The sequence below is a fragment of the Psychrobacter sp. S4(2024) genome, from assembly GCF_036861305.1.
In the GTDB taxonomy this organism is placed as follows: domain Bacteria; phylum Pseudomonadota; class Gammaproteobacteria; order Pseudomonadales; family Moraxellaceae; genus Psychrobacter; species Psychrobacter cryohalolentis.
In genome coordinates this window covers 811,533-824,817 of the sequence record NZ_JAZAQR010000001.1, presented here as the reverse complement: position 1 = coordinate 824,817, position 13,285 = coordinate 811,533, and the positions used below count along the sequence as shown (strand labels likewise).

At 43.1% G+C, this 13,285-nt stretch carries 10 protein-coding genes; 5 read left to right on the top strand and 5 right to left on the bottom strand.

What is annotated here, in order from left to right; all coding sequences use genetic code 11:
* Nucleotides 1–49: 49 nt before the first annotated feature.
* The 5 genes from VLA57_RS03565 to gmk form a co-directional block, all read right to left on the bottom strand.
* Nucleotides 50–2,431, bottom strand: a complete 2,382-nt coding sequence (locus VLA57_RS03565; protein ID WP_333954376.1) for a primosomal protein N' — start codon at nucleotides 2,429–2,431, stop codon at nucleotides 50–52.
* 63 nt (nucleotides 2,432–2,494) lie between these two features.
* Nucleotides 2,495–2,875: a RidA family protein gene (locus VLA57_RS03560; protein ID WP_011514323.1), complete on the bottom strand. Its 381-nt coding sequence runs from the start codon at nucleotides 2,873–2,875 to the stop codon at nucleotides 2,495–2,497.
* A gap of 166 nt (nucleotides 2,876–3,041) precedes the next feature.
* A complete protein-coding gene (locus VLA57_RS03555) occupies nucleotides 3,042–5,228 on the bottom strand; it encodes a RelA/SpoT family protein (protein ID WP_020444169.1) in 2,187 nt (728 codons plus the stop codon).
* A 345-nt stretch (nucleotides 5,229–5,573) separates the two neighbouring features.
* Nucleotides 5,574–5,834, bottom strand: coding sequence for a DNA-directed RNA polymerase subunit omega (gene rpoZ / locus VLA57_RS03550; protein ID WP_011280985.1), 261 nt, complete (start codon nucleotides 5,832–5,834; stop codon nucleotides 5,574–5,576).
* Between the two features lie 186 nt (nucleotides 5,835–6,020).
* On the bottom strand, nucleotides 6,021–6,647 hold the full coding sequence (gene gmk, locus VLA57_RS03545) for a guanylate kinase (protein WP_333954375.1): 627 nt from the start codon (nucleotides 6,645–6,647) through the stop codon (nucleotides 6,021–6,023).
* A 254-nt stretch (nucleotides 6,648–6,901) separates the two neighbouring features.
* Between gmk and ispH the strand changes: the two genes are divergently transcribed.
* From ispH to htpG, 5 genes are all read left to right on the top strand, one after another.
* Nucleotides 6,902–7,858 carry a 4-hydroxy-3-methylbut-2-enyl diphosphate reductase gene (gene ispH, locus VLA57_RS03540; RefSeq protein WP_333954374.1) on the top strand — a complete coding sequence of 319 codons (957 nt, stop codon included), beginning with the start codon at nucleotides 6,902–6,904 and terminating at the stop codon, nucleotides 7,856–7,858.
* A 42-nt stretch (nucleotides 7,859–7,900) separates the two neighbouring features.
* Nucleotides 7,901–8,146: a hypothetical protein gene (locus VLA57_RS03535; RefSeq protein ID WP_333954373.1), complete on the top strand. Its 246-nt coding sequence runs from the start codon at nucleotides 7,901–7,903 to the stop codon at nucleotides 8,144–8,146.
* 60 nt (nucleotides 8,147–8,206) lie between these two features.
* Nucleotides 8,207–9,022: a thioesterase family protein gene (locus tag VLA57_RS03530; protein WP_020444166.1), complete on the top strand. Its 816-nt coding sequence runs from the start codon at nucleotides 8,207–8,209 to the stop codon at nucleotides 9,020–9,022.
* A gap of 311 nt (nucleotides 9,023–9,333) precedes the next feature.
* Nucleotides 9,334–10,878: a catalase gene (locus tag VLA57_RS03525; RefSeq protein WP_333954372.1), complete on the top strand. Its 1,545-nt coding sequence runs from the start codon at nucleotides 9,334–9,336 to the stop codon at nucleotides 10,876–10,878.
* Between the two features lie 258 nt (nucleotides 10,879–11,136).
* Nucleotides 11,137–13,152: a molecular chaperone HtpG gene (gene htpG / locus VLA57_RS03520; RefSeq protein WP_333954371.1), complete on the top strand. Its 2,016-nt coding sequence runs from the start codon at nucleotides 11,137–11,139 to the stop codon at nucleotides 13,150–13,152.
* Nucleotides 13,153–13,285 lie beyond the last annotated feature (133 nt).

Sequence of the window (13,285 nt, the reverse complement as noted above, 5' to 3'; positions counted from 1 at the left end):
AGGAGTAATGCGACAAATGATTATCCTAGCAATAACTCGCAAATTCTCATTACCAGCCGACAGGATCAATATCTAAAGTAAGCTTAAGATATTTAGCGCTCGGTAGGGTAAGGACGGGTTGCCACCAATGATTTAAAACATGATGCAGTTGCTGCCGATCCTTGGCCAATAGCAAAAGCTGGGCATGATAGCGACTGTTCTTTTTACTCATGGGCGCATCGATAGGACCAAGAACGGCTAAACTGTGCCCTGTTGGCAGAACGGCAATGGCATCTTTGAGTGCTTGTGTGGTGGCAGCAAGGGTTTTACCTTCGCAGCGTATCAGCGCGGCATGACTATGAGGGGGCAGTCCCATCATTTTACGCTCTTGCAACAGCTCACGAGCAAAAGACAAATAACCGTCTTTCACCAATTTTAATAATAACGCATTGTCCGGTTGCAGCGTTTGAATCAATACCCGTCCTGATTTATCCCCGCGTCCTGCACGCCCTGCTACTTGGATCATCAATTGGGCAGTATGCTCTGGCGAGCGAAAGTCTGCAGACAAAAAGCCACGATCAGCGTTGGGTAAGCAAACGAGCGTGACATTGGGAAAATGATGACCTTTGGCAACCATTTGCGTACCGACCAATATGGCAGGATTTCCTTCATTAATACGCTGATAGATATTTTCCCAGCTGTCTTTACGCCTAGTGGTATCACGATCAATTTGAATAATGGTATAAAGCGCTTTACTGGTTTGCGGATTGGCAAAGATAGCGTGCAAATTTTCGCTTAGCCTTGTTGTTCCCATCCCTTTGGCATCTAGATTTTGACTGCCACAATCAGGGCATACAGTCGGAATATAGGCTTGCCAATCACAATGATGGCATTTTAAATAAGAGTTGCTTGAATAATTGCTACGCTGGGCTTGATTATTATAATGAACGGTTAAATGCGCGTCGCAGCGCGGACAATCTGCCTGCCAACCACACGCCTCGCATAATAAAACAGGCGCATAGCCGCGACGGTTTAAAAATATCAAAACTTGATCGCCGGCTTCTAGGGTTTGCCTTATGGCGCCGATAAGCGCATCCGTCAATCCGGTATCATAGCGCGCGCCATCATCTTGCGTTTGCTGATGAGTACTTTGCAAGCGCGCATCAATCAGCTGCATGGGCGCAGGTTTAGCATTACCAGGGCGCGTCGATAATTGACACTCTACTAGCTTGCCCTCATCGACTAATTTTAAATGTTCAAGAGAAGGGGTAGCCGTACCAAGGACCACCGGTATTTTGGCTTGGAATCCTCGATAAAGTGCGACATCAGCAGCATGATAGCGCAAGGTGTCCTGCTGTTTATAGGAGCCATCATGCGCTTCATCAACGACAATTAAGCCTAAATCTGCAAACGGATATAGTACTGCCGAACGCGTACCGATAATGATTTGAGCATGACCAGTACGGCAATCTTGCCAACCTTGCAATCGATGAGTATTGTTCATACCAGAATGTAGCAGGACGATATGCGCAGCGAAGCGACTGGCAAAACGCGCACGCGTCTGTGGCGTTAACCCAATCTCAGGCACTAAAATAAGCACTTGCTTGCCAGCCTCCAATACTGCTTGCATGGCTTGTAGATAGACTTCAGTCTTGCCACTACCAGTAATGCCATTTAATAAAAAGCCCGTGTAGCATTTGGATTCATGTGCAGCAACAATCGCTGCAACGGCAAGCTGTTGCTCCTCATTAAGATCAAGGGGCATTTTTGCCAATTTAACAGGAGTAGGTGCTTGTTTTGGCTGAATATAGCGCTCAATCAAACCCTTATCTTCTAGTGTTTTTAAAAAAGCACGCGCCATACCTTCTAATAGTAGTACATCTTCACTTGCACCATGTTGACCATGTAGCTTTAGCATATCAAACTGCTGCTTTTGCTTTTTGGCGTTAGTACGAAAGTCGTCATCAGTGATATGTGGCAGAATCCGCCAATGGGTAATGAGTAAATCTAGTGGTTTACCTTGACGAACCAAGGTGGGCAAGATGACCGCTAACACCTCACCAAGCGGATAATGATAATAACGAGCAAGCCAATAGGCGAGCTTTAGCATGCTGTTATCTAAAATAGACTCAGCATCTAAACACTTATTAATGAGTTTCAGCTTATTGAGTGGTACGCTGGTATCTGCTTGCGCAATATGAGCAACCACGATTCCGATTAAAGTTTGACGACCAAAGGACACCTCAACACGACTGCCAATTTGCGGCAGTTGTATTGAGCTGTTGTTTGGCGAAGCATTTGGAAAAGCACTTATATCGGACGGTAGGCTATAGTCAAATACCCGATAAAGGGGCACGGGCAGAGCAACTTGTACCAACATAAAAAGGCTTCGCAGTTTGATTAAGTCAATATGGAATAAAAATAAAGAGGGAGAGACAAATAAGCTTAGCATGAGGCTAAGCTTATGGTGATCTAATATGAAATATTGTTATTCAAGCAGTATTGAATATCTAACTTATTCAATATATAGAATAGACTCAATTTCGACCACGCCACCTTTAGGTAATGCCGCTACTTGCACCGCTGCGCGGGCAGGATAAGGTTCAGTCAAATTAGCCATGAATACTTCGTTTAATGCTGCAAAATCATTTAAATCAGTTAACGATACATTGAATTTGACCACGTCATTTAAGCTGCCACCAGCAGCTTCACAGATGGCTTTGATGTTTTCAAATACTTGCTTCGCTTGTGCATCAAACCCTTCTTTTAATTCCATGGTGATAGGGTCAAAACCTAGCTGACCTGAAATATAAACAGTATTGCCAACTTTTACCGCTTGTGAGTAAGTGCCAACGGCTGCAGGTGCTTTATCCGTTTGGATGGTTTGACGTGTCATGATATATCCTTATCATATTTTTTGGTGTTTGATGTGCTAAAGCTATTTTCTAAAAATTAATAGAAGCGTTTAGCACGATTAAAATTTTTACATATTTCAAAATCATCTATGCGTTAAGAGATAATTTAAAAGGCATATATTTTAACAGTTATGATTATAAAAGTATTTATAGTTGATATAAACGCATAATATTGGGGAAACCAAGTAAGGAGCGTAGTTCACGAATACCTTGGGCTAAGTGATTGCGACTACGAACAACAATATGAATGATAGTATCATTGCTACGTACGTCGACCTTTTCAACCCCTATATTTAACTGCCGCAGATTATAAATAACTTTACTGATTTGCTCGTCGCTCAGTGCTATAGACAGTTTTAAATAAGCAGGAAAACGAATTTTATTATCGTGATCTTCTGAGTCACTTTGCTTGATCGCCTTATCATTGCGCCAACGTAATTGGATGACTTGATAGGGATTGTCTTTACGAATATCGTCTAGTGAAAAGCACTTATGTCGATGCACGACCAGACCATGACGGGATAAATGTCCAACGATAGGATCACCATAAATCGGATGGCAACAATTGGCAAAATCAAGCTCAACGCCTGAAGCATTGACGATCAGTTGCTGTGGTTGGGTCATGTCATCGATACGTTCTTGCGATTGGATATCACAGACTTCATCGCTAAACAAACGCGTGACCACGAGTTGCGGTAATAACGTACCGGAGCTTATTTGCTCAAATAGCGCTGATTTCTCAGTCAGTCCACGCCATTCTGTTAGATTCTTCCAGTCACTATCGGTTAGATCGTCCAAGCTTTTTTGATAAGTTTTCAGTGCGCGATCTAGTGCTTGTCTACCATGGTGCTGCTTATCAGCCGCCGATAAATCTTTGAACCAACGCAAAATCTCTACACGGGCTTTATTAGTAACCACAAACCCAAGCCATTCTGCTTTTGGCTCAGAATGGCTATTAACCTCGATTTCTACTAACTGTCCATTTTTGACTACCGTCCCAAGCTTGGCATGTTTTTTATCAATATTAGCGCCAACCGCGACATTGCCAACCATCGGACCAACGGCATAAGCAAAGTCTAGCGCAGTCGCACCTTGTGGCAACTCATAAGCGCGACCTTGCGGGCTATAACAGATGATTTTACTAGAATGCAGGTAATCCATCAGCTCATTAATGGTCGATACCGCGGCGGCAAAATCAGGATTGCCTTCGTTTAAACAGTCCTCATCGACCAAATCTTTCATATTGCGTAATGACGCCTGAATGACTGATTGACTGACATCAGAGGCATGCTCTGCACCAATAACCCCAAGCCTTGCAGCACTTTGCATCTGCTTAGTCAAAATCGTTACTTTAACAAAATCATTGTCGCGCTCGTAGATAAGCGTCAGCGATTGATTGCCACCGGGTAAAGGTCTGCGGATATTGTCCGCGATATGACTGTCCGCAATTTGATATTTTTTAATGAGATAGTAGGCAAGTTTGTCACAAGCTTCGATATTGTCTAGCACAATCTCAAACGCGTAATGGCGTAGCAGTGCATTAATCTCGCCGCGATTACGGAAAAATTGCCGGAAGATAACCACGCGATTGTCTAAGACTTTAACCATGCCATCAAGATCAAGATTATTGAGAACAATACTCAAATAACGATGAATGGCTTCTCTCTGAAAATTGCGCCCAAGCCCATGTTGTAGCAATTTATCAGAGATCTTGTTATACATCTCAGAGTTAAGATTGCGATAACAAAGTACCTCGATATAATCAGCAATATCGTTGAGACCCATGAGCCGTGCAAAGGGCACATAAAAGTCTAAAGTTTCTTGCGCGGTGGTACGTTGTTTTTCAGGACGTACCGCATCTAGGGTCGACATATTGTGCAAACGGTCAGCAAGCTTAATAATCAATACACGTGGGTCTGCGAGGGTAGCAGTCAGTATTTTATGAAAGGTCGCCGCTTTATTTTCTTGTTTATTATGCGTCGATGATTTTAATTTGGTCACACCATCGACCAGCCTAGAAACCACTTTGCCATAACGCTGCTCTATCTGCTCATCGCTCACTTCCGTATCTTCAACCGTATCATGCAAAATTGCCGCAATGATGGTATCTCGATCTAAGCGAAAGCCGGCTAGTATTTCAGCGACCGCAATCGGATGCGTGATATAAGGCTCTCCTGACTTGCGCTTGTCTTTAATATGCGCAACATCACCGAACTCACAGGCATCAACAATATCACGGCGTTCAGCGCCCGTGAGGTAACCTACTGAACGCAGCAGATTATATTGAGCGTCATCAACTAACGGATGACTGAGTTTGGGCAAGTTTTGAATCATAAAGTCACGATCCTATGTTCTTTTACCTGCTTAAATGATGATTTAGCAAGGTAAAGAATGGCTGAATAAGTGCTGAGCTATTAATATAGAGCTTAAGAATAAAGCTGAAAAATGGGCAGACTACCCTCTAATTAATCGTAAATCGCCGCCAATGTCAACCGCTAAGCAATAAGCTAGTGTAAAAACTGGAGAATTCTTACTTAAGGTTAGGTTTTAAAAGCCAAACGGTTACTAAAACAGTAAAGCCAGTATCATTACAACCAAAAAACCACAGCCTATGCTGTGGTCTCTATCGTCAGTCAATACTCGTATGCTTGCTAAATTCATACTTTTTACGGTAATTTATTAGAAGCTATGATCGCCTGACAATGCTAGATCTAACGAGCTAGTAGCAAAGTTATGCTCTGGCTGATTTAAAATATCACGGGTAATTTTACCAGCAGCGATTTCACGTAATGCCAATACTGTTGGCTTGTCGTTATCAACATCAACCAACGGCTCTGCGATGCCTTTAGCCAACTGACGTGCGCGCTTGCTTGCGACCAGAACCAGCTCAAAGCGATTATCAACATTATCCAAACAATCTTCAATCGTCACTCGTGCCATAAATAGCTACCTCGGTTGTTTTTACTGGTTGCGAGCATGGCACGCCACTCAATAAAAATAATATCAAAAATATAAAGGGGGATAGCTAGACATTATAGCATTTTTTGCTTGCAGGCGTAATTGCTTTTTGCTTGTCTGCTGATAACTATTTTCAAGATGAAGCATTAAGACATATCAACGCTTTATTTACTCGTCTACTGTATTGCTAAGTAGATTGGTAATCGTGCGCTGATAACGCTGCTGTTGACGCTTTAGAGTCTGTCTATCGGCAACGATAATTGCTTTAAGCTCAGTTAAAGCAACCTCAAAACTGTCATTAATAATGACATAGTCAAAATTGACGTACTGCGCCATCTCATTAACAGCACCAGCCAAACGCTGCTCGATCACCTCCATACTGTCCTGTCCACGCGTTGATAAGCGTTGACGTAAAGTGGCAATACTTGGCGGTAAAATAAAAATCATGATGGCATCGGTAAAGATTTTTTTGACTTGCAGCGCCCCTTGCCAATCAATCTCTAAGATAACATCAACGCCTGCTTCTAACTGCGTGCGCACACTTCGCTCTGAGGTGCCGTAGTAATTGCCAAACACTTCAGCGTGTTCTAAAAACTTATTTTCAGCCACAGCGGTCACAAAATTATCGACGTCAGTAAAATGATAATGATGACCATCAATCTCGCCTGGGCGCGGCGTGCGTGTGGTGTGTGAAACACTGACAGTCAAGTCATTGGTGGTGGCAAGTAGTTGCTTTACCAGTGAGGTCTTGCCCGTACCTGAGGCGGCGGTGATAATAAATAATGAACCTGTCATACAGTGTGTCCTAGTGAATTGTGTCTTGATAAATAAACAAAAGTATTCGAATTAATATAAAAGGCTGGTAAAAAGAAAAAACACCATCATCTATGGTGGTAAAAATATTAATCGATGCCTCATTATAAACTGCTTTAAAAGCAAATTATGCTAAAGTAGGCTATTGATTTTATCCCAACTTTTGAATAAAAGTTTCGCTGGCTTAAGCTTTAAGCCTAGGCTTTTATATAAATTATCTAATGATAGGCCTTCTTATGCAAATTTATCTTGCCAATCCACGTGGATTTTGTGCTGGTGTGGATCGCGCGATTGCGATTGTCAACGAAGCACTGTTACGTTTTGAGCCACCCATTTATGTCCGTCACGAAGTGGTACACAATAAATTCGTGGTCTCAGATCTTGCCAACCGCGGCGCTGTTTTTGTCGAAGAGCTGCATGAAGTACCGGACGGCTCTATTGTTATTTTTTCCGCTCATGGGGTTTCAAAAGCCGTTGAAGATGAGGCAGAGCGCCGTGATTTGACGGTGTTTGATGCCACTTGTCCTTTGGTCACTAAAGTGCATATCGAAGTCGCTAAGTTTGCGCAGGATGGTATGGATGCGGTATTGATTGGACATGCGGGACATCCTGAAGTAGAAGGCACTATGGGACGCTTTAACCACCGTCATGGTGGACAGATTCATCTGGTCGAAAACGAGACCGATGTCGAAGCTTTGAGCGTACAAGATGCTGAGCGTTTGGCATTTGTGACCCAAACGACTTTATCGATGGATGATACCGCGCGCGTGATCGATGCGCTACGTGAAAAATTCCCGCATATCCAAGGTCCGCGCAAAGACGATATCTGTTATGCCACTCAAAACCGTCAAGATGCGGTCAAAGATTTGGCCAGTCGCTGTGAGGTGGTTTTGGTGGTTGGTTCACCCAACTCATCAAACTCTAATCGTTTGCGCGAATTGGCAGAGCGCATGAATTGCCGTGCTTATTTGATTGATAATGCCACTGAAATGGATGTAAATTGGTTTGATGGTATACAAAGTGTAGGCGTGACTGCTGGGGCTTCAGCGCCTGAAGTATTGATTCAAGAGGTACTACAGCAGCTGCAAGATTGGGGTGGCGATTTGCCAAGCGAGCTGTCGGGTATTGAGGAAAATGTTACCTTTAGCTTGCCAAAAGCGTTACGGATTCCAATGACTCAAGTTGGCAAATAAAATAAGAGAGCTTTATATATAGCGTTAGATAGGTGACGTAAAATGAAAAAGCAGAAAAAAAGATTTGTGTTGGCAGAAGCCAGTCTTGATGAGATCAACAAGCAATTAAAGATCAATACATTTACGATTGTCATCCTGATAGGGATGCTGATGTTAAATGCAACCCAGTTTATGAGAGACTACAGTCTGTTATATGGCGCGCTTATTGCTGTTATGGTTTTTCTATTATTTATAATGGCCAAAAGCCGCACGCTGCTGACGGTGCAAAAACAAGCCCTTATGCGCTAAACAAAGAAAGCCTACTTTTATACATAATTCATATATTTTAAAAAGCATTCGAGGACATTCATGTCAGCTTATTACACCTTTATAAAACGTGAGCAGCAAGCAGATGGTAGTAGTGTTGCTTATTATCAGCCAACGAAGCATGCGCAAGGCGCTTGGAACGAGCATGAGCAACATATGGCGCCAGCCACCGGCTTGCTCACTGCCGAATTACAAAGTTTTATACCACAAGAAAATATGCGCATTGCTCGTATCAGTTTAGATATTTTAGGGCTGATACCGCTTGACGATTTTATCGTGACTACGCGATGTATCCGTCCGGGTAGGACCATTGAGCTTATCGAAGCAGTGATGAGCAGTCGTGGTCGCGATGCCATCATTGCGCGTGCATGGCGCTTGATTACTCAAGATACCAGTGTCATTGCAGGGCTTGAAGATCAAAAATCCATATATAAGCCTGAAGCGTTACCCGCTTGGGATGGTATGAAAGGTTGGCCCGGCGGTTTCATTGAAAGCGTACGTTTGGTAGCTGAACCTAATCGTCGTCCTGGTAAAGGTATGGTATGGATGACCAATGATATCGACATGGTAGAGGGTATGCCTACCCATGACATGGTGCATTTATTGGGCATGGCCGATACTGCCAATGGGGTTGTACCAAGGCTTGGACTGGGGATGGCAAAACTGGAATGGATGTTCCCCAATACTGATTTGCAAATTCATATGCACCGCGCGCCGCAAGGTCGCTGGCTTGGCATTGAGGCAGTGCAGCAATACGGTGCTGATGGCATAGGGATTAGCAGCGCGATATTACATGATACGCAAGGACCTTTTGGTCGTAGTGAGCAAATTCTGACCATTCGTCCCATGCCGCGCTAATGAAAAGATGTATCCAATAGGTAGTCATTGTTTGAGATCGCCCTATGAATGAAAGGCATTTGGATGAGTTAGACAATATTTTGAGTAATTCTGAAAAACAAAACGAAAGCATGTAATTAATTAATTATACAAATCAATGCTGATCGGTTGTAATGGTGTCTAACAAGGCAAGATTACTGTGTTTACAGGTTACTATGAATAAAAATAGCCGTTTTTCAGAAACATTTACAACTATTCTGGATATATTATTAGAGGCTTATTCAGAATAGGTTTTGTACTTTCATCCATTTGCTATCCAAAGGAATATGATTATGAGCGACAACAACAGTAATAATAGCAGCGACAAAAACTGTCCCTATGCACCGACCCAATTGACGATGAGCAACGGCGCACCAGTTGCAGACAATCAAAACAGTCTCACTGCAGGCAAGCGTGGTCCATTATTAGCACAAGATATCTGGCTAAATGAAAAGCTAGGCAACTTTGCCCGTGAAGTGATTCCAGAGCGCCGTATGCACGCTAAAGGCTCAGGCGCATTTGGTACTTTTACTGTGACCAATGACATCACTAAATATACCCGTGCGGATATTTTTAGCGAAATTGGTAAGCAAACTGAGATGTTCGCTCGCTTTAGTACCGTCGCAGGTGAGCGCGGCGCGGCTGATGCCGAGCGTGACATTCGAGGTTTTGCTTTGAAATTCTACACCGAAGAAGGTAATTGGGACATGGTGGGTAATAATACGCCTGTGTTCTTCTTACGTGATCCGCGCAAATTCCCAGACCTAAACAAAGCCGTCAAACGTGATCCACGTACCAATATGCGTTCAGCGACCAACAATTGGGACTTTTGGACTTTATTACCTGAAGCATTACATCAAGTCACCATCGTTATGAGTGATCGCGGTCTGCCAGCATCGTATAGAAGTATGCATGGTTTTGGCTCGCACACGTATAGTTTTTGGAATGAGGCCAAAGAACGTTTCTGGGTCAAATTCCATTTCCGCACGCAACAAGGCATCAAGAACTTGACCGATGCAGAAGCGGCAGAGGTGGTTGGTTCGGATCGTGAAAGTCATCAAAAAGACTTGTACGATGCCATCGAAAATCGTGATTTTCCAAAGTGGAAAATGTATGTGCAAATCATGCCAGAAGCTGAGGCGGATACCGTTCCTTATCATCCGTTTGACTTAACCAAAGTATGGCCAAAAGGTGATTACCCACTGATCGAAGTGGGTGAGTTTGAATTAAACAAAAACTCTGATAACTACTTTGTCGATGTGGAACAAGCAGCATTTGCCCCAAGTAATTTAGTACCGGGTATCAGCGTTTCACCGGATAAAATGCTACAAAATCGCTTGGTTAACTATGCCGATGCTCAGCGTTATCGTGTTGGTGTCAATCATCAGCAAATTCCGGTGAATAAGCCGCGTTGCCCTGTGATGAGCAATCATCGTGATGGTCAAGGACGTGTCGATGATAACTATGGCAGCCGCCCACACTATGAACCAAACAGCTTTAGCCAGTGGCAAGAGCAGCCTGATTATGCTGAGCCACCATTAAAAATTGACGGCTATGCGGCGCATTATGATTTCCGTGAAGACGATAGCGATTATTTCAGTCAACCGAGAGCGTTGTTTAATTTGATGAGTGCTGAGCAACAACAAGTGCTATTTGAAAATACAGCGAACAATATGGCGGGTGTGCCGGACTTTATTCAGTATCGCCACATTCGCAACTGTAACTGGTGTGATGCCGCTTATGGCAAAGGCGTTGCCAAAGCATTAGGATTAAGTGTTGAAGATGCAATGGCAGCCCGTGATTCGGATCCTGCTCGTCACTTGCCTAGCTGCTTATAGCTGATAGGTTTATCTAAAAACGTATTACTAAATATACTTGCTAAATCTATTATCATTACAATGACACCGCCTCAGGAAACTAGAGCGGTGTTTTTTATTGAATCAAGTTTTTACGCTTGAAATTTTCTCTCGCGCCCCTATTAGTATAAACAGCTTAGCAGTGTTCAAAACGTAAGCTCTCTAATATTCATTGAGTAAGTTTCGTTTGAGGACTGCTATCTTATAATAAGTTTTTAACATAAATTGAAGGAGTTTTTTATGAGTGAACTGAACCCAGTTGATAATCAAAAAGTTGATAATCAAAAAGTTGATAGCATCAATGTTGATAAAAGCAGCCCAGAATTAAAAAAACATACCTTTGAAGCAGAAGTAGCTCAATTATTGCACTTAGTGACGCACTCGCTATATTCTAATTCCGATATTTTTGTCCGTGAGCTGGTTTCAAACGCCTCTGATGCCTGTGATAAATTGCGCTTTGAAGCCACCAATGATGACAGCCTTTATGAAGACGATGGCGAGCTAAAAATTCGCATTGCGGTCGATGAAGATGCCAAAACCATCACCTTTACCGACAACGGTATCGGGATGAACGAAGCTGATGCCATCGAAAACTTAGGCACGATTGCCAAGTCCGGTACTAAAGCATTTTTAGACAAGCTGTCTGAATCACAGAAGCAAGATGGTCAGTTGATTGGTCAATTTGGGGTTGGCTTTTATTCGGGCTTTATCGTTGCTGATACGATCAGTGTTGAAACCCGCAAAGCTGGCGAACCTGCGGATAAAGGCGTACGCTGGGTATCAGATGGTACGGGTAGCTTTACTGTTGAGCCTATCACGAAAGAAACTCGTGGCACCTCCATCACTTTGCATTTAAAAGAGCAATATAGTGAGGGCGAAGACAGCTATTTAGACCGGGGAAAAATTAAGCAGTTGGTTAATAAATACTCTGACCATATCAGCCTGCCGATTCAGATGCGTAAAGAAGTCTGGCAAGAAGATGAGGTTGAAGAAGGAAGTGACACGCCTGCCAATGGTCAAATGGTCTTAACAGACGAATGGGAAACCATTAATAAAGCCAGTGCCTTATGGACACGTTCAGCCTCTGAGATTGAAGATGAAGAGTATATCGATTTTTATAAAAATATCACCTATGACATGGACGCGCCACTAGCATGGACGCATAACCGTGTCGAAGGTCGTGTTCAGTATACTCAGCTGCTATATATTCCGAAAAAAGCCCCTGTAGATTTATATACTCGTGAGCAGCAGCATGGTCTAAAGCTTTATGTTAAGCGCGTCTTTATTATGGACGAGGCAGAGCAGCTGTTGCCAATGTACCTGCGGTTTGTCAAAGGTGTCATCGATTCAGCCGATTTGCCATTGAACGTCAGCCGCGAGCTATTACAAGAGTCGCGTGATGTAAAATCTATCCGCGATGGTAACGCGCGTCGTATTTTGACTTTGCTGGCTAGCCTAGCCAACAGTGAAGACAGTGATAAGCAAGAAAAATTTGCGCAGTTCTACGCTGAATTTGGTGATGTTATCAAAGAAGGCGTTGGCGAAGACATGGGCAATCAAGAACGTATTGCCAAATTGTTGCGTTATGCAACCAGTACTCAAGATAGTGTGACGACCAGCTTTGAAGACTATAAAGCGCGTATGAAAGACGGTCAAAAAGCCATTTATTATCTAACTGCTGACAATCTAGCGGCTGCTAAAAATAGCCCACAGTTAGAGCTATTCAAAAAGAAAGGCATCGAAGTTATCTTGATGACTAGCCGTGTTGATGAGTGGGCGATGAATTTCTTGACCTCATTTGATGAGACATCGCTACAAAACATCGCTAAAGGTGCAGTTGATTTGGGCGACTTGCAAGACGAAGCCGAAAAAGCTGAAGCTGAAAAAGCGCAAGAAACTATGAAGCCTGTCGTTGATAAGCTAAAAACGGCGTTAGGCGAACGTGCCAAAGACGTTAAAGTATCGACGCGTTTGGTTGATAGTCCTGCCTGCTTAGTCGTTGGTGAAGGTGAGTTATCACCACAGATGATTCAGATGCTGAAGCAAATGGGTCAAGATGTGCCAGAAAGCAAGCCGACGCTTGAGGTTAACCCTGATCATCCACTCATTAAAAAGCTTGAAAGTAGCGAGCAGTCAGTCGAAGATTTTGACAAATTGGCGCAAGTTATTTTTGACCAAGCATTACTAGCAGATGGCGGTCAGTTAGATGATCCAGCCGCTTATCTCAGACGTGTTAATGAGTTATTAATGAGATAATGTTCAAGGTTTGATAGAAGGTTTTGATAAAAAAGGAGGTCTTAAATTTAGGACCTCCTTTTTTGATGGGTTTTTAAGCGAATTTTACAATTCAGCCTTATGCTCTTGACCGACAATCCGTTACAATCGCGAT

Bases quoted from the DNA above. Each gene is read 5' to 3' on its own strand.
- VLA57_RS03525 (WP_333954372.1), top strand. From the start codon at position 9,334: ATGAGCGACAACAACAGTAATAATAGCAGCGACAAAAACTGTCCCTAT.
- VLA57_RS03565 (WP_333954376.1), bottom strand. From the start codon at position 2,431: ATGCTAAGCTTATTTGTCTCTCCCTCTTTATTTTTATTCCATATTGAC.
- VLA57_RS03535 (WP_333954373.1), top strand. From the start codon at position 7,901: ATGAAAAAGCAGAAAAAAAGATTTGTGTTGGCAGAAGCCAGTCTTGAT.
- htpG (WP_333954371.1), top strand. From the start codon at position 11,137: ATGAGTGAACTGAACCCAGTTGATAATCAAAAAGTTGATAATCAAAAA.
- rpoZ (WP_011280985.1), bottom strand. From the start codon at position 5,834: ATGGCACGAGTGACGATTGAAGATTGTTTGGATAATGTTGATAATCGC.
- VLA57_RS03530 (WP_020444166.1), top strand. From the start codon at position 8,207: ATGTCAGCTTATTACACCTTTATAAAACGTGAGCAGCAAGCAGATGGT.
- VLA57_RS03555 (WP_020444169.1), bottom strand. From the start codon at position 5,228: ATGATTCAAAACTTGCCCAAACTCAGTCATCCGTTAGTTGATGACGCT.
- gmk (WP_333954375.1), bottom strand. From the start codon at position 6,647: ATGACAGGTTCATTATTTATTATCACCGCCGCCTCAGGTACGGGCAAG.
- ispH (WP_333954374.1), top strand. From the start codon at position 6,902: ATGCAAATTTATCTTGCCAATCCACGTGGATTTTGTGCTGGTGTGGAT.
- VLA57_RS03560 (WP_011514323.1), bottom strand. From the start codon at position 2,875: ATGACACGTCAAACCATCCAAACGGATAAAGCACCTGCAGCCGTTGGC.